Annotated in this window: 19 protein-coding genes and 1 tRNA gene; 7 read left to right on the top strand and 13 right to left on the bottom strand. The window is 67.0% G+C overall.

The annotated features are described in order from the left end of the window. Positions 1 to 70: 70 nt before the first annotated feature. Positions 71 to 1,315 (bottom strand): MgtC/SapB family protein, encoded by a 1,245-nt coding sequence (locus WAL33_RS06065; protein WP_422179490.1) that lies wholly within the window; start codon positions 1,313 to 1,315, stop codon positions 71 to 73. 237 nt (positions 1,316 to 1,552) lie between these two features. Continuing rightward, positions 1,553 to 1,643 (bottom strand) — tRNA-Ser (locus tag WAL33_RS06060). A 132-nt stretch (positions 1,644 to 1,775) separates the two neighbouring features. Here WAL33_RS06060 and WAL33_RS06055 point away from each other — a divergent pair. Next, positions 1,776 to 3,296 carry an exopolysaccharide biosynthesis polyprenyl glycosylphosphotransferase gene (locus WAL33_RS06055; protein WP_422179478.1) on the top strand — a complete coding sequence of 507 codons (1,521 nt, stop codon included), beginning with the start codon at positions 1,776 to 1,778 and terminating at the stop codon, positions 3,294 to 3,296. 187 nt (positions 3,297 to 3,483) lie between these two features. On the opposite strand, the gene WAL33_RS06050 is transcribed toward WAL33_RS06055, so the two are convergent. Both WAL33_RS06050 and WAL33_RS06045 read right to left on the bottom strand, forming a co-directional pair. After that, entirely contained in the window at positions 3,484 to 3,762 is a 279-nt protein-coding gene (locus WAL33_RS06050; RefSeq protein ID WP_422179476.1) for a sel1 repeat family protein, read from the bottom strand. 172 nt (positions 3,763 to 3,934) lie between these two features. Beyond that, the gene (locus WAL33_RS06045) at positions 3,935 to 4,660 is read right to left on the bottom strand and encodes a glutathione S-transferase N-terminal domain-containing protein (RefSeq protein WP_422179474.1); all 726 of its coding nucleotides are present in this window, start codon (positions 4,658 to 4,660) and stop codon (positions 3,935 to 3,937) included. A gap of 198 nt (positions 4,661 to 4,858) precedes the next feature. On the opposite strand from WAL33_RS06045, the gene WAL33_RS06040 reads away from it, so the two are divergent. Both WAL33_RS06040 and WAL33_RS06035 read left to right on the top strand, forming a co-directional pair. Further along, the gene (locus WAL33_RS06040) at positions 4,859 to 5,368 is read left to right on the top strand and encodes an RcnB family protein (protein ID WP_422179472.1); all 510 of its coding nucleotides are present in this window, start codon (positions 4,859 to 4,861) and stop codon (positions 5,366 to 5,368) included. 179 nt (positions 5,369 to 5,547) lie between these two features. Beyond that, positions 5,548 to 5,928, top strand: coding sequence for a proteophosphoglycan 5 (locus tag WAL33_RS06035; RefSeq protein ID WP_422179470.1), 381 nt, complete (start codon positions 5,548 to 5,550; stop codon positions 5,926 to 5,928). Between the two features lie 79 nt (positions 5,929 to 6,007). Here the strand turns inward: WAL33_RS06035 and gatB are convergent, their stop codons facing one another. Beyond that, positions 6,008 to 7,507, bottom strand: a complete 1,500-nt coding sequence (gene gatB / locus WAL33_RS06030) for an Asp-tRNA(Asn)/Glu-tRNA(Gln) amidotransferase subunit GatB (protein WP_422179468.1) — start codon at positions 7,505 to 7,507, stop codon at positions 6,008 to 6,010. 274 nt (positions 7,508 to 7,781) lie between these two features. Between gatB and WAL33_RS06025 the strand changes: the two genes are divergently transcribed. Continuing rightward, a complete protein-coding gene (locus WAL33_RS06025; RefSeq protein WP_422179466.1) occupies positions 7,782 to 8,261 on the top strand; it encodes a GNAT family N-acetyltransferase in 480 nt (159 codons plus the stop codon). 241 nt (positions 8,262 to 8,502) lie between these two features. Continuing rightward, a complete protein-coding gene (locus WAL33_RS06020) occupies positions 8,503 to 9,741 on the top strand; it encodes an acetyl-CoA C-acetyltransferase (protein WP_422179464.1) in 1,239 nt (412 codons plus the stop codon). 169 nt (positions 9,742 to 9,910) lie between these two features. Here WAL33_RS06020 and WAL33_RS06015 read toward each other — a convergent pair whose 3' ends face one another. The 7 genes from WAL33_RS06015 to WAL33_RS05985 form a co-directional block, all read right to left on the bottom strand. Next, positions 9,911 to 10,324, bottom strand: a complete 414-nt coding sequence (locus tag WAL33_RS06015; protein ID WP_422179462.1) for a DUF1801 domain-containing protein — start codon at positions 10,322 to 10,324, stop codon at positions 9,911 to 9,913. A gap of 25 nt (positions 10,325 to 10,349) precedes the next feature. Next, positions 10,350 to 10,757 carry a DUF1801 domain-containing protein gene (locus tag WAL33_RS06010; RefSeq protein ID WP_422179460.1) on the bottom strand — a complete coding sequence of 136 codons (408 nt, stop codon included), beginning with the start codon at positions 10,755 to 10,757 and terminating at the stop codon, positions 10,350 to 10,352. Positions 10,758 to 10,767: 10 nt separating this feature from the next. After that, complete coding sequence (locus WAL33_RS06005) at positions 10,768 to 10,983, bottom strand: hypothetical protein (protein WP_422179458.1); 216 nt, start codon at positions 10,981 to 10,983, stop codon at positions 10,768 to 10,770. 146 nt (positions 10,984 to 11,129) lie between these two features. Next, positions 11,130 to 11,561 (bottom strand): SRPBCC family protein, encoded by a 432-nt coding sequence (locus WAL33_RS06000; protein ID WP_422179456.1) that lies wholly within the window; start codon positions 11,559 to 11,561, stop codon positions 11,130 to 11,132. Continuing rightward, entirely contained in the window at positions 11,558 to 11,881 is a 324-nt protein-coding gene (locus WAL33_RS05995; RefSeq protein WP_422179454.1) for an ArsR/SmtB family transcription factor, read from the bottom strand. Before WAL33_RS05995 ends, WAL33_RS06000 begins: the two co-directional genes overlap by 4 nt. Positions 11,882 to 12,563: 682 nt before the next feature. After that, on the bottom strand, positions 12,564 to 14,105 hold the full coding sequence (locus tag WAL33_RS05990) for a tryptophan halogenase family protein (protein WP_422179452.1): 1,542 nt from the start codon (positions 14,103 to 14,105) through the stop codon (positions 12,564 to 12,566). A gap of 276 nt (positions 14,106 to 14,381) precedes the next feature. Continuing rightward, entirely contained in the window at positions 14,382 to 16,787 is a 2,406-nt protein-coding gene (locus WAL33_RS05985; protein ID WP_422179450.1) for a TonB-dependent receptor, read from the bottom strand. Between the two features lie 213 nt (positions 16,788 to 17,000). Here WAL33_RS05985 and WAL33_RS05980 point away from each other — a divergent pair, with 213 nt between their 5' ends. Continuing rightward, positions 17,001 to 19,250, top strand: coding sequence for a beta-glucosidase family protein (locus WAL33_RS05980; RefSeq protein WP_422179448.1), 2,250 nt, complete (start codon positions 17,001 to 17,003; stop codon positions 19,248 to 19,250). A 40-nt stretch (positions 19,251 to 19,290) separates the two neighbouring features. Here the strand turns inward: WAL33_RS05980 and WAL33_RS05975 are convergent, their stop codons facing one another. Then, on the bottom strand, positions 19,291 to 20,343 hold the full coding sequence (locus WAL33_RS05975) for a LacI family DNA-binding transcriptional regulator (protein ID WP_422179446.1): 1,053 nt from the start codon (positions 20,341 to 20,343) through the stop codon (positions 19,291 to 19,293). Between the two features lie 149 nt (positions 20,344 to 20,492). Here WAL33_RS05975 and WAL33_RS05970 point away from each other — a divergent pair, with 149 nt between their 5' ends. After that, on the top strand, positions 20,493 to 22,070 hold the full coding sequence (locus tag WAL33_RS05970; protein WP_422179444.1) for an aldehyde dehydrogenase (NADP(+)): 1,578 nt from the start codon (positions 20,493 to 20,495) through the stop codon (positions 22,068 to 22,070). Positions 22,071 to 22,169 lie beyond the last annotated feature (99 nt).

The following is a 22,169-nucleotide window of genomic DNA, read 5'->3' as shown; positions in this document are numbered from 1 at the left end:
CACTTGCATAGGCGGCGGATGGCAGGGCGATCAAGATCGGATTGAGGATCAGGCGGCATGGGAGTCCGCCTCAGTTGACGACGTGACCGATCAGAGCGCCGGCCCAGGCGGCCGCCGCCACCAGAACCACGCCGGGAGCCACTCTCAGGGCGAAGGCGCGACCTCCGCTGGTGGAGGCCACCACGATCTTGGTGATCGTGTTGGTGGTGAAGCCCGCCAGGATAGGGATCACGGCGTCCTGCGCCGAGATCCGGCCGTTGGCGGTCAGCGAAGCGATCGAGATCGCGGGCGCATGAGTGTCGACGAAGCCGGCGACGGCGGCCGCCAGGATCGCGCCCGTCGCTCCGAACTCCGCGCGCAGGGCGGCCGAGGCCAGCAGCACCACCGACAGGGTCAGGGCGAAGATCAGGGCGCCGATCAGGCTGAAGGCGCTGTCCGGCCGCCCCCCCTCCTTCGGCGGCGGGGTCCGCAGAGCCGCGATCGTGAAGACCGCGCCGTAGCCCGCGGCGGCCAGGCCGGCGCAGATCAGCGGAGCAGCCATCACCTGCAGGGCGGCCGGGCTGGTGGCCCCTACAACCAGGGCCATCTGGACCACGGTGGCGACGGTGGAAAGCACCGCGCCGGCCACCGCCGAGCTCATGACCTTCGGATCCTTGGCCGCCCGCGCGCCCATGGCCCCGATCGTCGCCGAGCTGGACACGAAGCCCGAGGCCAGGCCCGAGATCGACAGGCCGAACCGCGGCCCGAGCACCCGCGTCGCCAGGTGGCCGATCGCGCCGATCAGCAGCACCAGCACCACCAGCCGCCAGACGGATTGAGGATTGAGCGCCTCGTAGGGACCCATCTGCCGGTCGGGCAGCAACGGCATGACCACGATCAGGGCCGCGCCCAGGATCAGGGCCGAACGGACCTCGTCCTCGGTCAGCACCGTGCGCACGAAGTGATGCAAGCGCTCGCGGCTGGACAGCAGCAGGGCGGCCACGATGCCCACCGCGCCGGCGGCGGACGGGGCCTTCATGGCCAGGCCGCCGGACAGCACCGTCAGCAGCAGCGCGAACTCGGTCGTCAGGCCGGGCCCCTCTTGCTCGCGGTTGCGCCAATAGCTCAGGCCCGCCAGGGCGGCGATGGCGACGGCCAGGACCGCCAGCAGCATGACGCCGCCGCACGTGATCGCCACGGCGCCCCCAAGGGCGGCGAGGGAGAAGGTGCGCACGCCCGCATCGGCCGGCCCCTTCGGGTCGTTGATGGCGCGCTCGCGCCCCGTCCCGATCAGCAGACCCACGCCCAGGGCGACCAGCAGATTCAACAGAGGCACATCCAAGGCGTTCGACTCCCAGCGGGTTCGGCCGGCAAGGTCGGTCTCCCCGCTGGAGTCTTACGACCCGCTGAACAATCCTGCAAAACCCAGCGTCACGTCGAGCGACGTCGGGTCCCTCGTCCGGACGACAGGGATCGGGAGGTTGTCGAATGAACCCCTGGGACAACCCGACGAAGGCGGAGAAGAAGAGGGAGCAGCCCATCCCCCCTTGGTCGCGAAAGCCTGGTGAAGGGGTGGCGGAGACGGAGGGATTCGAACCCTCGATACCCTTTTGGGGTATGCCGCTTTAGCAAAGCGGTGCCTTCAGCCTCTCGGCCACGTCTCCTCCTGAGAGGGGAGCGGTTCGATAGCCTGTTCGCGACGGCATGACAACGCGCTGTCTCGAAAAATCCACGTTAACGTGAAGCTTAGACCGCGAGGCTAGGTTGAACCCCGTTCTACAAGGGGGTCGGGTCTGATGTCGTCCGCAATCGCGCACACGCCGGAACTGAAGGATGTCGCCGAGCTCGAGGCCGAAACCGCCGCGCCGCGCCTGGTGATCGAGGACGAGGCGAGCGAGGGCGTCGGCCGGCGCGGCCCGTTCCGGCCCGGCCGCCTGGTTCCCGCCCGGGCCCGGATGCAGGTGCGCAGTCTGTCGCGGCTGTTTCGCGTGGTCGACGGTCTGGTCTTCGCCGGCGTCACCGCCGCCGTGGCCTCGATCGCCCGCCCGACGACCAACGTCCTGGCGCCGCTGATGCTGGGCGCCCTGGCCCTGCCGCTCGCCCTGCATCTGCTGGAGGCCTACACCTTCCACCGTCGCGAGACCTTGGGCCGTCAGGCCCTGCGGGTGTCGGCCGCCTTCGGCGTGGTCGGCGTGGTGGTGCTGCTGGCGACCTTGATCGTCAGGTCCAGCCAGATGGACATCGCCCTGTTCGCCGGCTGGGGGATCGCCCTGGCCGCCACCACCGCCGCTCTGCACGTCGCCTGGTGGCGCATGATCGACCACGGCCGGCGCGATGGCCTCCTGACCCCCAATATCGTGATCGTGGGCGCGACGACCAATGCCGAGCGTTTCATCCGCTCCGCCCTGGCCACCGGCGACGTCAATGTGCTGGGCATATTCGACGACCGCTCCGACCGCTCGCCGTCCCAAGTGCTGGGCGTGCCCGTGCTGGGCGACACCGGCAGCCTGCTGGTCCACCGCATCATGCCCTGCGTCGATCGGGTGATCATCGCGGTGAGCTCCTCCGCTCACGCCCGGGTCAGCCAGTTGGTCGAACGGCTGGAGATCCTGCCCAATCCCGTCAGCCTGTTCATCGACCTGGACCGCGAGACGCAACGCAACGCCTCGCTGGCCCACTATGTGGATCTGTCCGGGGTCGCCACCGATGCGCGCCGCGCCTCCGTCAAGCGTGTCCAGGATGTGGTGGTGGGATCGCTGGGCCTGCTGGCCGCCGCGCCCGTGATGCTGCTGGTCGCCCTGGCCATCAAGCTGGACAGCCCCGGTCCGGTGTTCTTCCGCCAGCGTCGCCATGGCTTCAACAACGAGGCGATCCTGGTCTGGAAGTTCCGCTCGATGCGCCACGAAGCCGCCGACGCCAAGGCCGCGCGCCAGGTCACCGCCAACGACGACCGCGTCACCAAGGTCGGCAAGTTCATCCGCAAGGCCAGCCTCGACGAGCTGCCGCAGTTGTTCAACGTTCTGCGCGGCGAGATGTCGATGGTCGGCCCCCGCCCCCACGCCATCGGCATGAAGAGCGGCGACGTGGAGTCCGAGAAGCTGGTCGCCCGCTACGCCCACCGTCACCGCATGAAGCCCGGCGTCACCGGTTGGGCGGCGATCAACGGCTCGCGCGGACCTGTAGACACCGCCGAGCTGGTGCAGGAGCGCGTGGCCCTGGACATCGAATATATTGAACGCCAGTCATTCTGGCTGGATCTCTACATCATCGCCATGACCATCCCCTGCTTGCTGGGCGACCGGTCGGCGGTGCGTTGAGGTGGTGGTCGCGGCCGGGCGGACCTGGCGCCGTTGCGGCGGTTCGCACCGCGCGGCGGAGTGTCCGGGGGGCCTGCCGATGCGGCCGCGCCTTCGCGACCTGACGCCGATCGGCTTCAGCTAGGCGGTCAACGGCTTCCGTGGAAGCGGAAGCCTTTCACGCGTCATCAAGCCAGCCTTACCGGGCTCAGCCGTGGGACAGCCACTCGCGCGCCTGGCGCTGGGCTTCGGCGACATCCTCGCTGGCCATCTCCTGCGAGATTTCCTTGCGATAGAGCTTGGCTTCGACCGAACCGCGCATCGCGGCCAGATTGAACAGCATGTGGGCCGAGACGTAGTCCAGCGGCGCGCCGCCCTGGCCGGTCGAATAGAGCAGGCCCATACGGAACAGCTCGTCGCCCGTGGTGTCGGTGGTCGGCAGCGGAATCCCGTGGATGGCGGCCGGTGGTTCGATACCCATCATCATGGCTTCTATTTCCTTCAGCCCGCGTCGCCGTTCTAGCTCCGCTTGGTTCTGAGAGGAGAAAAGTCCATCGGCACTGAACATATAGTTAAGGGCGACGACATCATGAATCTCGTCCATGAATACATAAATGATTCACGGATGTTACTAAGTGTAAACCGCCGTATACAGCAGGTTAACGGGCGCGCTGGCCGAACAGGACTCTTCGAGCCTCTTCCTGCGCCTTCCCAGGCGCCTGCAGGCCTTGGCGGCGCAACTCCGCGCCCAGCTTGAAGCCCCGATCAACGGCGTCGCGGGCGGCCATGCGCTCGAACCATGCCTTCAGGTGTGGGAACTCCTCCAGGAGGATGCCCTGGTTCTTCCACGGCACGACCCAGCCCCAGCAGGCGAAGTCGGCGATGGACAATTGGCCGCAGATGAAATCCTTCCCGGCCAGCTGTTTGTCGAGCACGCCGTACAGGCGGTGGGTCTCATTGGTGTAGCGGATGGCGCCATAGGCGATCTGGCGCTGGTCGCTGACGATCGCCGCGGCGTACTGGCGGAAGTGGTGGGTCTGGCCCGCCATCGGCCCCAGGCCGCCCATCTGCCACATCAGCCACTGGTCGATCTCGACCCGCTCGCGCTCGCTCGCCCCATAGAACTGGCCGGTCTTGCGGCCCAGGTACTGCAGGATGGCCCCGGATTCAAACACCGAGATCGGCCGGCCGTCCGGCCCCTCGGGATCGACGATGGCCGGCATGCGGTTGTTGGGGCTGATGGCCAGGAAGTCCGGCTTGAACTGCTCGCCCGTCCCGATGTTCACCGGGATCATCGTATAGGCCAGCCCCATCTCCTCCAGGGCGATCGAGATCTTCCAGCCGTTCGGCGTGGGCCAATAGTACAGCTCGATCGGACGGCTCATCGGCGGACTCCCGAGAATGTTGGCAGGACGTTTCTTTTGACCACCAACATGGCCCCGTCCGGCGCTGTCGCCAAGGCCGCTCGTGTTCCGATCTGACGGCGCCGTTCAGGCGAGGTTCAGCCACCGCGACCGAAACTGGCCTCGAAGGTCGGAGGATGAGGCGGTTGTCGGACCGCCGAAGGTAGAAGGAGACGTCGGATGAAGCGCTTGTTGCTCACCCTCGCGGCCATGGCCGCCGTGGCCGGCCCGATGGCCATGGCCGGCGACGCTTCGGCGCAGGATCATGGCCGGGATCGTGGCGACCGCCACGACGGACGCGGCTACGGTCGCGACGGCGGCGGTCGCTGGGACGGCGGACGCCATGACGGACGCGGAGATCGCGACTATGGCCGCCACAACGGCTGGGACCACCGCGACAGCCGCTGGGATAACGGCCGCCACAACGGCTACTACTACAACAACCGTTGGAGCTACGGCGCGCCGCCGGCCTACTACTATGGCCGCCCGGGCTATCGGCCCGGCTACAACGCCTGGCGTCGCGGCGGTTACCTGCCGCCCTATTATCGCGGCAATGGCTATATCATCCACGACTACGGGTACTATCGCCTGCGTCCGCCGCCGCGCGGCTACTACTGGTACCGCGCCGGCAATGACTACGTCCTGGCGGCGATCGCCACCGGACTGATCTTCGACATCATCAACAACTAGCGATGTCGACCTGACGAACTTGGCGGCGCGTCTTCGAGAGTCTCGAGAAGCGTCGCCATTCGCCGCATGATCGCCGCGCATGCGGCGAGATGGTCTGATTGCGGGGTTATTCCCAACGCATTCGGGGGCCAGCGTGTCGGTCGTGTCACCTTCCGACGCGACAGCAACAAGACGCTCCCATGATCAATCTTCGCATCTCGGCCGCCGTCCTCGCCCTGACCGCCGCCGGTTACGCCGGATCGGCCCTGGCCCAGCAGACCGCGCCAGTCACCGATCCTTCCGCCCAGACCACCAGCCCCAGCGCCCCGTCCTCGTCCCAGGCCCCCTCCTCCTGGACGGTGGCTCCGCCGACCGACCCGGCGGGGACACCGTCCTCCGACGCCGACAGCGCCACCAGCAGCGGCACGCCGAGCTCGGCCACCGCCTCCGACACCCCGACCGACGGCGCGGCTGCGGCCGCGGACGCCAAGCCCGAAAAGAAGGCCAAGAAGCACCACAGGCCGGCCGGCGCAGGATCCGACCCGGCCGGCGCCCCGACCTCGGAAACGCCCAAGCCGTAAGGCCGGACGCTCCGGTCGTGAAAAGGGCCCGTCGCATAAGCGGCGGGCCCTTTGTCTTGTTGGCGAGCCGGGAAGAGGATCAGAGCCCCAGCTTGCTCCGCAGCAGTTCGTTGACGGTGGCCGGATTGGCCTTGCCGCCGGTCTCCTTCATCACCTGGCCGACGAACCAGCCGATGGCCTGGGGCTTTTCCTTCACGGCCTCGGCCTTGTCGGGGTTGGCCGCGATCAGGGCGTCGATCGCCGCCTCGATGGCGCCGGTGTCGTTGATCTGCACCAGGCCGCGCGCCTCGACGATCTGCGCCGGACGGCCCTCGCCGGCCCACATGTGCTCGAAGACCTCCTTGGCGATCTTGGAGCTGATGGTGCCGTTCTCGATCAGCTCGACCAGCTGAGCGATGTCCGAGGCCGGCAACGGCGACTCGGCGATCTCGTGCCCGCCGGCCGACAGCTTGGACAGCAGCTCGTTGGTCACCCAGTTGGACACCAGCTTGGCGTCGCGGCCCTTCGCGGCGGCTTCGAAATAGTCCGCGCGGTCGGCCTCGATGATCAGCACGCCGGCGTCATAGGCCGACAGGCCGTACTGGCTTTGCAGGCGGGCCTTCTTGGCGTCCGGCAGTTCCGGCAGGGTCTCCTGGATTTCCTTCACCCAGACCGGGTCCAGAACCAGCGGCAGCAGGTCGGGATCGGGGAAGTAACGGTAGTCGTGCGCCTCTTCCTTCGACCGCATCGAGCGGGTCTCCAGCTTGTTCGGGTCGAACAGCCGGGTCTCCTGGTCGATCTTGCCGCCGTCTTCCAGGATCTCGATCTGGCGACGGGCCTCGTATTCGATGGCCTGCTGGATGTAGCGGTAGCTGTTGACGTTCTTGATCTCGCAGCGCGTGCCCAGGTGTTCGAAGCTGCCGGTCTCACGATACTTCTCGTAGGCGCCGGGGCGACAGACCGAGACGTTGACGTCGGCGCGCAGGTTGCCCTTCTCCATGTCGCCGTCGCAGGTGCCCAGATAGACCAGGATCGTGCGCAGCTTCTTGACGTAGGCGGCGGCCTCCTCCGAGCAGCGCATGTCGGGCCTGGAGACGATCTCCATCAGCGCCGTGCCCGCGCGGTTCAGGTCGACATAGGTGGCGTTCGGGTCCTGGTCGTGCAGCGACTTGCCGGCGTCCTGCTCCAGGTGCAGGCGCTCGATGCGCACGTCGAAGGTCGTGCCGTCGTCACGCTCGACGGTCACCACGCCCTCGCCGACGATCGGCTGGTCGAACTGGCTGATCTGATAGCCCTGCGGCAGGTCGGGATAGAAGTAGTTCTTGCGGTCGAAACGGCTCTTCAGATTGATCTGCGCCTTCAGGCCAAGGCCCGTCTTCACCGCCTGCTCGACGCAGAACCGGTTCAGGACCGGCAGCATGCCGGGCATGGCCGCGTCCACCAGGCTGACCTGCTGGTTGGGACCCGCGCCGAAACCGACGGCGGCGCCGGAGAACAGCTTGGACACGCTGGCGACCTGGGCGTGGACCTCCAGGCCAAGAACGATTTCCCAGGGGCCGGTGCGGCCTTGGATCACTTTGGAAGAGGTGGTTTCGGTCATGTCTCAATTCCTGGCCACGGGGCGGCCACCTGGCTTAGATCCTGTCCTCCCTATATGGGGAGGCGGCCCCAGAGGGGCCGGGCGGGCTCGCGGCGTCGACAGAACGCCAAATCGCGCCCGCCACCGCGTCGATATCCTCATGCACCGCGCGGGTCGAGAAGCGCAAGGTTTGGAAGCCGTTTCCTTCTCCCTTGCGAGCCGAGAGCTGACGAACAATCGCCCCTGTCGATCCCCGGCCGTTGCGGACGGCGACGGTATCCTGCTTTCCTGCGACATGGCCGCCGACGCCTCCATCCGCCCTGTCCGCACGGCCGCCGATTTGGCGGCGGTGGTCGCGCTGTTCGAGGACTACGTCGCCACCCTGAGCATCGACCTGGGCTATCAGGACTTCAGCGGCGAACTGGCCGGCCTGCCCGGCAAGTACGCGCCGCCGAAGGGCGAACTGCTGCTGGCGCGGGACGCCGCGGGCCGGCCCCTGGGCTGCGTGGGCCTGCGCCCGATCACCCCCGACGGCTGCTGCGAGATGAAGCGGCTCTATCTGCTGCCGGCGGCGCGCGGTCTTGGCCTGGGCAAGGCGATGACCGAGGCGGTGATCCAGACCGCCCGAGCGCTCGGCTATGACGAGCTGCGGCTGGACACCCTGCCCAGCATGACCACCGCCATGGGCCTGTACGACGCCATGGGCTTCGAGCGCACCGGCCCCTACTACGCGCCGACACCGGACGGCACGGTGTTCATGCGGCTGAAGCTGTAGTCGCGTGGCCTTTGGTGATCGACCGACAATCTTTCCCCTTCTCCCCGGCGAAGGCCGGGGCCCAGGTGAAGCCCAGAGCCGCTCAGATGTATCTGGATCCCGGCCTTCGCCGGGAATGGGGATCAGTGGTTGTTTCAATGAGAAGCAAACACGCTCCAGCCCATCGAAAAATCCCCTAGACTGACCCAAGGGCGCCGGCGCTCTCCTCCGTTCAAACAATCGTTCTGGGAGGAACGCCGCCATGCCCGAAGCCCTGATCATCGACGCCTGCCGCACGCCGCGCGGCATCGGCAAGGTCGGCAAGGGAGCCCTGGCCGACTTCCACCCTCAGCATCTGGCCGCCACGGTGCTGAAGGCCCTGGCCGAGCGCAACAACCTCAACACCGCCGAGGTTGACGACATCATCTGGGGCACCAGCACCCAGCGCGGCAAGCAGGGCGGCGACCTGGGCCGGATGGCGGCGCTGGACGCCGGCTACGACGTCAAGGCCAGCGGCATGACCCTGGACCGGTTCTGCGGCTCGGGCATCACCACGGTGAACCTGGCGGCGGCCTCGATCATGTCGGGCATGGAGGACCTGGTCATCGCCGGCGGGACCGAAATGATGTCCTACACCGCCGCCACGGCCGACCGCACCTCGCCGGGTCTGCTGGACAGCGGCAACCTGCGCCTGCGGGCCCGGCATCCGCAGAGCCATCAGGGCGTCTGCGCCGACGCCATCGCCACCCTTGAGGGCATTTCGCGCCAGGCCCTGGACGAACTGGCCCTGGTCAGCCAGCAACGCGCCGACCAGGCGATCCGCGAGGGCCGCTTCGACCGCGCCCTGGTCCCGGTCTATCGCGACGACGGCTCCATCGCCCTGGACCGCGAGGAATTCCCTCGTCCCGAGACCACGCTTGAAGGTCTGGCCGGCCTGAAGGCCTCGTTCGGCGCCATCGCCGGCGTGCCGATCGACGAGGCGGGCACGACCTTGGGCGGCCTGATCAATCAGGTCTATCCGAACCTGAAGATCGAGCATGTGCACCACGCCGGCAACTCGTCGGGCGTGGTCGATGGCGCCGCGGCCGTTCTGCTGGCCTCGCCGGCCTATGCCGCCAAGCATGGACTGAAGCCCCGCGCCCGCATCGTGGCCATGGCCAATATGGGCGACAGCCCCACCCTGATGCTCAACGCCCCCGTCCCCGCCGCCCGCAAGGTGCTGGCCAAGGCCGGCCTCACCGTCGACGACATCGACCTGTGGGAGATCAACGAGGCCTTCGCCGTGGTGGCCGAGAAGTTCATCCGCGACCTGGGCCTCGACCGCGACAAGGTCAATGTCAACGGCGGCGCCATGGCCCTGGGCCATCCGATCGGCGCCACCGGCTCAATCCTGATCGGCACGATCCTGGACGAGCTGGAGCGGCGTGACCTCAAGCGCGGCCTGGTGACCATGTGCGCGGCCGGCGGCATGGCCCCGGCGGTGATCATCGAGCGGGTTTAGCTCTAAAAACTCCGCTCATCCCGGCGAATGCCGGGACCCAGATGGAATGGCTCTGGAGCAGACGCCATGAGCGCTGAGCGCCTCCAGTCATCCACACCGCTAAAGGATCTGGGTCCCGGCGTTCGCCGGGATGAGCGGATCGAATAGGTGAAGCTGGAGCCGGCGCGCCTCACGCCCCCTTCTTCGCCGCCTTCCTGGTCGACGCGTTCAGCGCCACGGCGGCGCGGAACAGCGCCTTGAACGCCGCCTCGTCGATCGCCTCGCCCTGGCGGAAGTCGATGGCGCGCCGCGTGGCGCCTTCGAGGCTCGAGTTGAACAGCCCCGACGGATCCTCGACCGACGCGCCCTTGGCGAAGGTGGTCTTCACGGCGGCCTTGTAGGTCTCGCCCGTGCAGACGATGCCGTCGTGCGACCAGACCGGAACGCCCCACTTCCACGCCTCGACCACGTCGGGATCGGCCTCGTGGATCAGCTTGCGGATTTTGGCGAGCGTCTCGCCCCGCCAGTCGTCCAGCGCCGCGATGGCCTTGTCGATCAGCTCGGACGGCGGTCCCTCCAGCGGGCCGCCCATCTGCTTCTTCATGGTCGTCATCCCTCCTACTGGCGGCTCACATGCGCTCGCCGGGCAATTGGCTGGCTTGCTTCACCCAGTCGATGAACTGGGCCTCATCGAGCGGCTCATCCTCGTGGACGTGGAAATAGCGCACATCCTTCTGCTTGGAGCCGACCGGCGGCAGGGGATCGAGCGCGGCGCCGCGAAAGAACGCCACCTTGATGTATTTGGCGAAGGCGTGGAGGCTTAGGAACCAGGTTTTTTCCTCGACGCCGTAGAGCGGCGAGTTCCACTTCACCGCCTTGCGCACGCCGGGAACCGCGCCCTCGATCAAAGCGTCCAGCCTGCGCCCGACGTCGCTCTTCCAGTCCGGCAAGGCCGCGATATAGGCCTGGACCGGCGCGTCGCCGTCGCCCTTGGCGATCTGGGGGTTGCCGCCCGACAGCAGCTTCTGTTCGGCCATCGCGATCCTCCTATCCGTTCGCGCGGCGACCGTTCCGCCGCTTTGCGACATAGGGCAGCACGAACATGTACAGGCCGGTGATCAGCAGCAAGATCAGCGGGACCAGCGCGAACAGGCCGACCCAGGCCGGGGGTTGCCCCTGGCTCATCACGATCATGTAGCCGAGGACCCCCGCCGTGAAGGCGATGGACAGCCAGCGGTGGGTTTTCCGGATGAGGGCGCTCATAGGGAATCTCCTTCCAAATCAGATCCTCCCCCTCTGGGGGAGGTGGCGCGGAGCGACGGAGGGGGTCTTGCTGAGCCGGCGGGGATGAACCCCCTCCGGCCCTCTGGGCCACCTCCCCAGAGGGGGTGGATCTAGTGGCCGCAGCCCTAGTCCAGCCGCTCCAGCAGTTGATCCAGGTTCGCGAAGAACTGCTTCCAGCCGGCGTGGGCGCCGCCGTAAGCCTGCTTCTGGTCCGGATTGAATCCGGACTGTTCCATCCGCAGATGCGTGCCCGTGCTCGTCGGCGTCAGGGTGAAGGTCACCACGCTCTGCAGATTGTAGGCCGCGTCCGCATGGGCGTAGTTCCAGGTGTAGGACAGCGTCTTGTTCGGCTCGACGGTCAGGACCTCGCAGTCCAGCACCCCGCCCCATTCGCCGCGGAGCTGAAAGCCGTGGCCGACCACCGGCTTGAAGTCGTTCTTCATCAGCCATTCCTCGATCAGGTGCGGCTGGGTCAGCGCGCGCCAGAGTTTTTCGGGAGGATGGGCGATCTCTCGTTCGACGACGACGGTGCGCGTCTCGGGCGCGATGCTGGTCATTGGTCCATCCTGTTGAGCAGGTCCTCGAGATTGTCGAACCGGGCTTCCCAGAACCCGGCCATGCGGCTTGTCCAATCGGCCAGCGGGGCCAGGGCGTTCAGTTGAGCGCTGTAATGCGTCTGTCGGCCTTCGTGGCGATCGCTGACCAGTCCGGCCTGTTTGAGGACGCCCAGATGCTTGGAGACGGCCGGCTGGGAGACGCCGGCCAGGGCCGTCAGCGCCCCGACGGTCTGCTCGCCGTCCTTGCAAAGCCGCTCGAAGATCCCTCGCCGGGTGGGATCGGCGAGCGTCTTGAAGAGCACGTCGTGAGCGTCGGTCATGGAACTGATAACCCGTTGGCTATGGGTTATTCATAATCAGCGAGTTATGGGTTCGTCAAGACGAGAGTCCGCGGGTGGGGATAGAGACCGCTGAATCCCCGGGATCGGCGCCTATGAACCTCAAGGCTTTCAACGCTTTGTGAAATAATCAGCGTCACATCCACCGCCGCGTTCAAACCGCCCGTAGACTTGTCCTCGCCCTGTCGTAGGGGAGGACGTCCGGCCGGCGACCTTGACGTGCGACTGGGGCGGTCGAGCGGGAAGCGCTCGTCGGTGGTCTTCAGTGACGCCTCGGACGTCCTGGGCAGGTTCCTTGAAACACAGGACGAAGCCCCGGCGACGAGGGATCGGCGAACGCACCAGGCGCGGGCTGAAATCGCCCGCGCGGTCCGGACGGGGTGCGTCGCCCCTCCGCCCGGCCCCCCTTTAAAGCAAAGAGTGGGGCCTCCATCGGAGCGGGTTAAAAATCCGCGATCCGAAGGCTTCTGGAAGAAGGCCGCGCGGAGCGCCCGTGACGTGTCGAAACGGTACTCTCCAAACCTACTCTTCCGGGCGCGCCCCGGACGCTCCGCCACCTCCCCAGCCCGCCGGCGTTTCCCGGCGGGGACATGCGCTTGCGCGTGTCCCCGGCAAACGCAGTGCGATGTTTGGGGACACGCCCAAGGGCATGTCCCCGCCGTCTTCATCCCCGGGCGTAATACGCCTCGACCAGCGCCCGATGCGGCGGCAGGTGCTTGAGCGCCTCGCGCGCCGCCTCGGCCACCTTGGCGAAGCTCTGTTTGGCGACCATGCCCTCGTCGTATCGTCCCTCGACCGGCGCGAAGTCGGTGGCCGCGTTCATGCCATAGAGGATGTACTGGTAGCTGGACGGCAGGAAGGTCTCCAGATCGACCAGGAAGTCGAACCGCGACACCGGCCGGTGCTTCCACTGGGCCAGCAGGTCGGCCAAGGCCTCGGGCCAGGTGGCCGGATCGGCGTTGTCGCGCCAGTAGGGCTCGTCGCGCTTGGTCAGGCAGTAGTGCAGCTTGAGGAATGACACGATCCGTTCGAAGCGGCCGGTCATGGCGGCGTTGAAGGTGCGGGCGGCCGCGTCGCGGGCGGCCCGATCACGCAGCGGGAAGACCTCGGCGATCATCGTCGCGGCGACCTCGATCAGCATGATGCCGGTCGATTCCAGCGGCTCGAAGAAGCCCGCCGACAGACCCACGGCCACGCAATTGCCGATCCACTGGCGTTCGCGATAGCCGGTCTGGAACTTCAGCAAGCGTGGCGTCAGACCGTCGCCGGCCTTGCCGACATAGCCGCGCAGCACCTGTTCGGCCCGGTCCTCGTCGGTGTGGCGGCTGGAGAACACGTAGCCGACGCCCCGGCGGCCATCCAGGCCGATGTCCCAGGTCCAGCCGGCCTCGTGGGCGGTGGCCAGGGTGTAGGGATTGATCGGCGTGTCGGGCGTCTCGTAAGGAACCTGGATCGCCAAGGCCCGGTCGTTGAACAGCACGTCGTCGACCCGCTTGAACGGCGAGTCCAGGGCCTCGCCGATCAGCAGGGCGCGAAAGCCCGAGCAGTCGACGAACAGGTCGCCCTCGATCGTCCCCAGATCGCCGGCGCTGATCGAGGCGATGTCGCCGTCCCTGTCGCGGACGACGCCGTCAACCCTGCCCTTCAGGTGCGTGACGCCCGCCTCGACCGCCACGCCGCGCAGGAAGTCGGCGAAGCGCGCGGCGTCGAAATGGTAGGCGTAGTTCATCGGCCCCTGGAAGTCGGGGTCCTCCAGACGCTTGGGCGCCCGCCCCTCGCCGATGATCGTTCCTTGCGTCGTCACCGCGTCGGCGAACGGCAGGCTGCCGCCGGCCTGATGGTCCAACAGCCAATAGGGCGACATATCGCGGCCATTGGGACGGAGCGGCAGGTTGAACGGGTGAAAGTATTCGGAAGATTTCCCGCCTTCCGATCGCTGTTCCCAATTCACGAACCGGACGCCCTGTTTGAAGGTCGCCGAACTCTCGCGCAGGAACCGGGCCTCGCTGACGCCCAGCTCGGCCAGGGTGGAGCGGATCGTCGGAAACGTGCCCTCCCCGACCCCGATGGTGGCGATGTCCGGAGCCTCGATCAGGGTGATCTTGGCCCCGTCCGGCCGGTCCGCGCCCAGACGCTTGGCCAGGTAGGCCGCGGTCAGCCATCCGGCCGTGCCGCCGCCGATGATGACGATGCGGTTTCCGGTCATGAGCGCGGCTCCTTGGAGATGATCGCGGCAAACCAACGAGAACTCGAGTCGGCCGTCAAATCCCAATGCGGAAAAGAAAAAGCCTGGGTGACGGTCAGGAGGGCCGTCACCCAGGAGAGCGCAGTCGGGGAGGCAATACGCTCAAAGCTAGGCGGACGACGTGGTCCCCGGTTGAAGGAGGAGACGCCGCCACTCCTGAAACACGGCCTTTGCGGGGGAGCCGGGCTTCAAGCAGATTTCCCCGTCCGGACAAGCCGGACGGGGAGAAGGATCGGCCTAGAACTTTGTCCGCAGACGGAAGCCCCAGGTGCGCGGCGGCTGGTACACCGAGGACCAGACCACCGGATAGTTGCCTTGTCCGGCGGTGCCGGCGCCGGTCTTGATGTTCTTGTCCTCGAGGTTCTGGACGAAGGCTTCGACCGACCACGGATTGGTGGGCGGCTCGTACCGGACGCTCAGGTCGGTCCGGGTGTAGCTGCCCTGCTGATCCGGAGCGCCCTGGTTGAAGTACGACAGCCAGCTCTTGCTTTCGAAGTGCGTGCTGATGCGCGGGATGATCCGCGAACCGTTCGACAGTTCGAAGTCGTGCTCGTAGGCGACCGTGCCGGAGAAGTGCGGGGCGTGCGGAAGCTCGTTGCCCTTCACGTCGACGGCGTTGGCCAGGTTGCTGCCGTACAGACGCCCGTCGACCGAGATCAGGGTGTCCATCTTGGTGTCCTGAGCCGTCGCGGAGATCTGCAGGCGATCGTTGGCGGTCAGGTTGGCGGTCAGCTCAGCCTCGATGCCGTAGGCCTTGGCGCCTTCGGCGTTGTCGGTCACGACCTGCGAGGAGATCGTATTGCCTTGGGCGTCCTTGGTCGTGACGACCTGATTGACCTGGTAGCCCTTGAAGTCCGCGTAATAGGCCGCGAGGTTCAGGGTCGCTCGACCGTCCAGGAAGCGGACCTTCGAGCCGACCTCGTAGTTGGTCAGGGTTTCCGGATTTGCCAGGCGGCCGCCGTCCAGGATGTTGCCCGATTTGAAGCCGGTGCTGACGCTGGCATAGACCAGCATGTCGTCGGTCACGTCGGCGTCGGCGCGTCCCAACCAGGTGAACTTGTCCCAGCTGCCCTTCACGTCGTTGTTGCTGATGCTGTAGCCGGGGCCCAGCAGAGCCAACAGTTCGTCGGCCGAAGCGCCGCGGTCGCGACCGAAGATGCCGCTGCTGCAACGCGACGGGTTGCCGCCGCCGGGCAGAGCCGCTTCGGCGGCCAAACAGTCCGCGCCGCCCTTGAACGTGACGTTCCGGCCGCCTTGGTCCTGCTTGGTGTCGTCGGTGTAGCGCAGACCGGCGGTCAGTCGGACGCGGTCGTTCATGTGCCAGACGGCCTGACCGAACGCGGCCTTGGACTCGATGGTCCGCTTGGCCTGGATGAAGCTGCCCGACCAGTTCATCGGGCCATCGCGGTAGCCGTCGCGCTGGTCGATATCGAAGCGGATCGAGTTGTCTTCATGGCTGTAGTAACCGCCGACGATCCAGTCGATGGTCTGCTCGCCTTGCGACTTCAGCTGGACTTCGTGGCTCCAGGCGTCGTTGCGCGACCACACGGTGTGGTTCTCGCCGAAGCCGCCGCGCGGATAGAGGAAGCCGTTGGCGTCGGTGGTGCCGTCGATCCGCAGCAGGCCGCCGTCCGCGTCGCTGTTGGCGCTGCCGCCCACGCGCTGCCAGCCCGTGATGTAGGTCAGGCCGACATTCTCAGTGATGGAATAGTCCATCGTGCTGCGCACGCCGTAAGAGAAGCGGTCGCTTTCCGGAGCGGTGTCGATCAGCGCCGACCACTTCTTTTGGCCGGCTCGCGGGGTTTGAGCCAGGGCGATGATCGGGGCGCCGGTGTCCTGATAGCCTTCGACATTGACGTTCCAGGTGAAGGCGTCGTTCGGCTTCCACAGGGCGCTCAAACGAGCCGAGCGCTGATCCTGGGCGTAGTACTTCTTGCCCTGGGTCACGAAGGCCGACGGATGGATGCCAGCCACTTCCGGCGGACGCTGGAAGTCGACATAGCCGTCGTGCCGTTCGGTGATCGCCGCCAGGCGCAGGGCGAACGTGTCGGAGACAGGCATGTTCACCGCGACGCGGGCGCCGAGACGGTTGTACGAACCGGCCACGACCTCGGCATTGCCGTAGTAGTCGCCCAGCGTCGGTTTGGCGGTGCGAATGCTGACAGCGCCGACCGTGGCGTTGCGGCCGAACAGCGTGCCCTGCGGTCCGCGCGCCACTTCGACGGCGTCCACATCGTACATCAGCACGGCCGCGCCCTGGGCGCGCGGCGAATAGATGCCGTCGACATAGATGGCGACTTCCGGGTCGGCCACTTCGGTGTAGGCGGTGTCGTTGCCGATGCCGCGCATGGTGATCAGGATCGCGCCCTGGTCGCCCTGCTGGTTGATGGCCATCGACGGCACGAACTTGGCCAGATCGGTGACGTCCTTGACGTGGTTACGGTCGAGCGCGCCTTGGCCGAACGCGCTGATGGCGATCGGGGTGTCTTGCAGGTTGGTCTCGCGCTTGGTGGCGGTGACCGTGACCTCTTCGAGTTGGGTGTTGTCGGCGGTGGCCGGCGCGGTCTGCGCCTGGACAGCGGTGGCGGCGATCATGGCCGCCACGGCCGAGGAGCCGGCCAATAGGGTTCTGCGGAGCTTCATCTTCATCCCTCCCTGCGCGCGATCCTTGCGTGGTCGCGACTTGCGTGTTGTGAATAGCTACAGTACGACAACGTTGTCAATCAGCTATCTATTTGCGACTTAGTTGAAACTCCAACTTCATTTATCGTGAATAGTTAAAACTAGCCGCCAGCTAACAAGCTTTGACAAAGAACGCCGCGCGTATAGCCTAAGACGTCAACGGGAGGAAAAATAATGAAGCGACAGCAGATGCAGGGCCTGATGATGGCTCTGATGCTGACCACGGCATTGCCGGCGGCAGCCGCTCACGCCCAGGCCGCGACCTCGATCGCCTCGAAACCTTGGATGAACACCAAGCTGAGCGCCGATCAGCGCGCCGACCTGATCGTTGCGCAAATGACGCAGGACGAGAAATTGACCCTGGTGTTCGGCTATTTCGGTTCGAACCAGGACAAGCCCAAGTTCACCCCACACGCCGAGGCCCGCATGGGTTCGGCCGGCTACATCCCCGGAATCGCTCGTCTGGGCGTGCCCCCGCAGTGGGAAACCGACGCCGGCGTCGGCGTCGCCACCCAGCGTGAGTCGAGCGATCCGTATCTGGAGCGCACCTCCCTGCCCTCGGGCATCGCCACCGCGGCGACCTGGAATCCCGAGCTGGCCTTCAAGGGCGGTGCAATGATCGGTTCGGAGGCCCGCTCCTCGGGCTTCAACGTCCAGCTGGCCGGCGGCGTCAACCTGGCCCGTGACCCGCGCAATGGCCGCAATTTCGAGTATGGCGGCGAAGATCCGCTGCTGGCCGGGGTGATGGTCGGGGCCCAGATCAAGGGCATCCAGTCCAACAACATCATCTCGACCATCAAGCACTGGGCGTTGAACGGCCAGGAGACGAACCGCATGACGGTCAGCTCCAACATCGCCGACGCCGCCGCCCGTCAGTCCGACTTCCTGGCCTTCGAGATCGCCATCGAGCAGTCGAACCCCGGCTCGGTGATGTGCGCCTACAACCGCATCAATTCGACCTACGCCTGCGAGAACGACTACCTGCTGAACCAGGTGCTCAAGAAGGACTGGGCCTACAAGGGCTATGTCATGTCCGACTGGGGCGGCGTGCACTCGACCGCCAAGGCGGCCAATGCGGGGCTGGACCAGGAGTCGGCCTACACCTTCGACAAGCAGCCCTTCTTCGGCGCGCCGCTGAAGGCCGCCCTGGCCGACGGCTCGGTGTCGCAGGCGCGCCTGGACGACATGGCCAAGCGCATCACCCGCTCGATGTTCGCCCACGGCCTGTTTGACCATCCGGTGGTCAAGGGCCCGATCGACTACGCCGCTCACGCCAAGGTCACCCAGGCCGACGCGGAAGAAGCCATTGTCCTGCTGAAAAACGACGGCGGCCTGCTGCCGATCGCCAAAACCGCCAAGAAGATCGTCGTCATCGGCTCGCATTCCGACGTCGGCGTGCTGTCGGGCGGCGGTTCCTCGCAGGTCTTCCCAGTCGGCGGCATGGCCGTGAAGGGCCTGGGTCCCAAGGGCTTCCCCGGCCCGATCGTCTTCCATCCCTCCTCGCCGCTGAAGGCCCTGCAGGCCCGAAATCCCGGCGCGACCTTCACCTATGACGACGGCTCCGATCCAACCGCCGCCGCCAAGGCCGCCGGCGGCGCCGACCTGGTCATCGTCTTCGCTCACCAGTGGGCCGCCGAGTCGCAGGACTACTCCCTGACCCTGGCCGACAATCAGGACGCCCTGATCGACGCCGTCGCCGCCGCCAATCCCAAGACCGCCGTGGTCCTGGAGACCGGCGGTCCGGTGCTGATGCCGTGGCTTTCCAAGGTCGGCGCGGTGGTCGAGGCCTGGTATCCGGGCACCAACGGCGGTGAGGCCATCGCCCGGGTGCTGACGGGCGACGTCAACCCGTCCGGCCGCCTGCCGATCACCTTCCCGCAAGGCGCCGATCAGCTGCCGCGCCCCGTCATCGACGGCGACAACAGCAAGCCGGACCTGATGGTCGACGCCAACTACGACATCGAAGGCGCGGCCGTCGGCTACAAGTGGTTTGATCAGAAGGGCCACAAGCCGCTGTTCGCCTTTGGTCACGGCCTGTCCTATTCGACCTTCGGCTACAGCGACCTGAAGACCAGCGTGGCCGGCGACAAGCTGACCGTCAGCTTCAAGGTCACCAACACCGGCAAGAGCGCCGGCAAGGACGTGCCGCAAGTCTATGTCGGGCCGAAGGGCGGTTCGGGCTGGGAAGCGCCGCGCCGCCTGGGCGGCTTCAAGAAGGTCGACCTGGCTCCAGGCGCCAGCACCCAGGTCAGCGTCACCGTCGACCCGCGCCTGCTGGCGACCTTCGACTCCAAGGCCAAGGCCTGGACCATCGCCGCCGGCGCCTACGAGGTGTCGCTGGGCGCCTCGTCCCGCGACCTGACCGCCAAGGCCGACGTGACCCTGGCGGCCAAAACGCTGCCGGTGTCGTACGACGGGAAGTAGTCTCGGCTGGGGACAGGCGCATGCGCCTGTCCCCAATCCGCTAACGTGGCACCGGCCCCGTCGAAGCCCGCACCATCAGCTCGAACGGCACCAGGGTGTTGCCGGCGATCTGCTTTTCCCCGGCCGCGCTGGCGACGATCAGCATGTCGGCGGCCTTCTCGGCCATCTTGGCCACGGGCTGGCGCACGGCCGTCAGGGACGGCACGCTCAGTCGCACGCCAATCGTATCGTCATAGCTCAGGATCGACAGGTCGCCCGGCACCGCCAGGCCGCGCGCCTGGGCGACGCTCACAACGCCGAGCGCCATCTGGTCATTGGACGCCATGATCGCGGTCGGCGGCTCGGCCAAGTCCAGCAGCGCCTCGGCCCCCGCCACCCCCGCCTCGAACGTGAAGTCGCCCTTGTAGATGCGCGCCTCAGGCACGGGCAGGCCCGCCGCCTCCATGGTCGCCTGGAAGGTCTCGACCCGCAGGATCGAGGACGAGAACTTGTAGTCGCCGGCGATCATGCCGATCCGCGTATGGCCCAGGCCCAGCAGATGCTTGGTCGCCTGCCGCGCCGCGGCCCTGTCGTCCATGTAGACCCGCGGCCCCTGTCCCCGCACCGGGGTGTTCAGGCGCACGAAAGGGATGTTGCGCTTCTTCAGCGCGCCCAGAACCACCGGGTTCTCGCAGTTGGGCGGCGTCAGGATCACGCCGTCGGGCTGCAGCGACGACAGCACCGCCGTGATCTGCCGCTCCAGTTGGTCCGACTCGCGGTCGACCAGTTCGAACATCAGGTGATAACCCGACCGCTCGCAGCGCAACATGGCGCCGTAGAGCATCTGGTCGATCCATTCGTTGCCGCGTTCGCTGCGCCAGTTGTCCAACGTCAGGCGGCGGTCGTTGAAGGCCACCAGCAGGTAGGAGCGTGATCCGGCCATGGTCCGCGCGGCCTTGCTGGGGCTGTAGCCCAGCTTTTCCACGGCCGCGATTACGCGCGCCTTCAGCTCTGGCGTGACATTGGGCTCGTCGTTGAGCACCCGCGACACCGTCTTGACCGATACGCGCGCCTTTTCAGCGACATGGATGATCGTAGCCGGCCGCTTCGCCATTCGGAATCTGTTCCCCCCCAGGTTCGAACGACGGTAACCGGCGTGAAACCCGCTGTCTGCCCCCACACCGCTTGACGACAATGGGAGCGGTATCATCTAAGACCCAAACGGATTTCGAACCACCCCTTCAGAACCACGAGGAACGCGTCTTGACCATCACTGGTGAACTTCTGATCGACGGCGCGGCCCGCCACGGCGCCGGCGGCTCGATCCTCGCGGTCGATCCCAGCACGGGCGGCACGCTGGACGTGACCTTCGGCGGCGCCACCAAGACCGACCTCGACGAAGCCTGCGCCTTGGCGGCGGCGGCCTTCGGCCCCTACCGCGCCACCTCGCCCGAACAGCGCGCCGTGTTTCTGGAAACCGTCGCCGCCCAGATCGAGGCGATCGGCGACGAACTGATCGTCCGCGCCATGGCCGAGACCGGCCTGCCCCGCGCCCGCCTGGAAGGCGAGCGCGGCCGCACCATGGGTCAGCTGAAGATGTTCGCCGGCGTGCTGCGCGACGGCGGCTGGCTGGAAGCCCGTATCGACCCGGCCCAGCCCGACCGCAAGCCGATGGCTCGTCCAGACCTGCGCCTACGCAACGTGCCGCTGGGCCCGGTGGCCGTGTTCGGCGCCAGCAACTTCCCGCTGGCCTTCTCGGTGGCCGGCGGCGACACCGCCTCGGCCCTGGCGGCCGGCTGCCCAGTGGTGGTCAAAGCTCACCCGGCTCACCCCGGCACGTCCGAACTGGTCGGCCGCGCCGTTCAGGCCGCCGTCAAAGCCTGCGGACTGCCGTCGGGCGTTTTCGCCCTGCTGCACGACGCCGGCATCGAAATCTCGCAAGGCTTGGTCGCCGACCATCGCATCAAGGCCGCCGGCTTCACCGGCTCGCGCCGCGCGGGCCTGGCCCTGCTGGCCATCGCCCAGGGCCGCCCCGAGCCGATCCCGTTCTACGCCGAGATGAGCAGCATCAACCCGGTCCTGCTTCTGCCGAACGCCCTGAAGGCGCGCGGCGCGGCCATCGCGCCTGACTTCGTCGCCGCCCTGACCCAGGGCGCGGGCCAGTTCTGCACCAATCCCGGCCTGATCCTGGGCATCGACGGCCCCGAGCTGGACGCCTTCCTGGCGGCCACCGCCGAGGTCATCGCCAAGGCCCCGGCCGGCCAGATGCTGACCCCCGGCATCTGCAACGCCTTCGCCAACGGCGTGAAGGCGCTGGCCGAGACCTCGGGCGTCACGCAAGTGGCCCACGGCCTGGAAGGCGGCCACGGCCAGGGCCGCGCAACCCTGTTCTCGGTGGACGCCGCGACCTTCCTGACCACCCCGCACCTGCAGGACGAAGTGTTCGGCGCCGCCTCTCTGGTGGTCCGCGCCAAGGACCTGGCCCAACTGACCCAGGTGATCAACGCCCTGGAAGGCCAGCTGACCATCGCCGTGCACATGGACGAGGCCGACACGGACCTGGCCCGCGCCCTGCTGCCGGCCCTGGAGCTGAAGGCCGGCCGCGTGCTGATCAACGGCTTCGGCACCGGCGTCGAGGTCGGCCACGCCATGGTCCACGGTGGCCCGTTCCCGTCGACCTCGGACAGCCGCTCGACCTCGGTCGGCTCTCTGGCCATCTTCCGCTTCCTGCGCCCGGTCTCGTACCAGAACCTGCCGGCGGCCCTGCTGCCGGCGGAATTGCAGGACAGCAACCCGCTCGGGATCGCTCGTCGGGTGGATGGGAAGGTTCAGCTGGCCTAACCCCCTCAGTCGGCTTCGCCGACAGCTCCCCCAGAGGGGGAGCATCTTGACGCCTCGTCCACGATTTCAGGGTTAATATGGGCCAAAGCCCCACGAGCG

It is taken from the genome of Caulobacter sp. (genome assembly GCF_049283275.1).
Lineage (GTDB): Bacteria > Pseudomonadota > Alphaproteobacteria > Caulobacterales > Caulobacteraceae > Caulobacter.
This window is presented reverse-complemented; position numbering and strand designations above follow the sequence as displayed.

Excerpts from the sequence above, each read along its gene's own strand:
- WAL33_RS06000 (WP_422179456.1), bottom strand. The coding sequence starts at position 11,561 with ATGACCAGCATCGCGCCCGAGACGCGCACCGTCGTCGTCGAACGAGAG.
- WAL33_RS06010 (WP_422179460.1), bottom strand. The coding sequence starts at position 10,757 with ATGGCCGAACAGAAGCTGCTGTCGGGCGGCAACCCCCAGATCGCCAAG.
- WAL33_RS05980 (WP_422179448.1), top strand. The coding sequence starts at position 17,001 with ATGAAGCGACAGCAGATGCAGGGCCTGATGATGGCTCTGATGCTGACC.
- WAL33_RS06040 (WP_422179472.1), top strand. The coding sequence starts at position 4,859 with ATGAAGCGCTTGTTGCTCACCCTCGCGGCCATGGCCGCCGTGGCCGGC.
- WAL33_RS06050 (WP_422179476.1), bottom strand. The coding sequence starts at position 3,762 with ATGATGATGGGTATCGAACCACCGGCCGCCATCCACGGGATTCCGCTG.
- WAL33_RS06055 (WP_422179478.1), top strand. The coding sequence starts at position 1,776 with ATGTCGTCCGCAATCGCGCACACGCCGGAACTGAAGGATGTCGCCGAG.
- WAL33_RS06020 (WP_422179464.1), top strand. The coding sequence starts at position 8,503 with ATGCCCGAAGCCCTGATCATCGACGCCTGCCGCACGCCGCGCGGCATC.
- WAL33_RS06035 (WP_422179470.1), top strand. The coding sequence starts at position 5,548 with ATGATCAATCTTCGCATCTCGGCCGCCGTCCTCGCCCTGACCGCCGCC.
- WAL33_RS06025 (WP_422179466.1), top strand. The coding sequence starts at position 7,782 with ATGGCCGCCGACGCCTCCATCCGCCCTGTCCGCACGGCCGCCGATTTG.
- WAL33_RS05990 (WP_422179452.1), bottom strand. The coding sequence starts at position 14,105 with ATGACCGGAAACCGCATCGTCATCATCGGCGGCGGCACGGCCGGATGG.
- WAL33_RS05995 (WP_422179454.1), bottom strand. The coding sequence starts at position 11,881 with ATGACCGACGCTCACGACGTGCTCTTCAAGACGCTCGCCGATCCCACC.
- gatB (WP_422179468.1), bottom strand. The coding sequence starts at position 7,507 with ATGACCGAAACCACCTCTTCCAAAGTGATCCAAGGCCGCACCGGCCCC.
- WAL33_RS06005 (WP_422179458.1), bottom strand. The coding sequence starts at position 10,983 with ATGAGCGCCCTCATCCGGAAAACCCACCGCTGGCTGTCCATCGCCTTC.
- WAL33_RS05975 (WP_422179446.1), bottom strand. The coding sequence starts at position 20,343 with ATGGCGAAGCGGCCGGCTACGATCATCCATGTCGCTGAAAAGGCGCGC.
- WAL33_RS05985 (WP_422179450.1), bottom strand. The coding sequence starts at position 16,787 with ATGAAGCTCCGCAGAACCCTATTGGCCGGCTCCTCGGCCGTGGCGGCC.
- WAL33_RS06015 (WP_422179462.1), bottom strand. The coding sequence starts at position 10,324 with ATGAAGAAGCAGATGGGCGGCCCGCTGGAGGGACCGCCGTCCGAGCTG.
- WAL33_RS06045 (WP_422179474.1), bottom strand. The coding sequence starts at position 4,660 with ATGAGCCGTCCGATCGAGCTGTACTATTGGCCCACGCCGAACGGCTGG.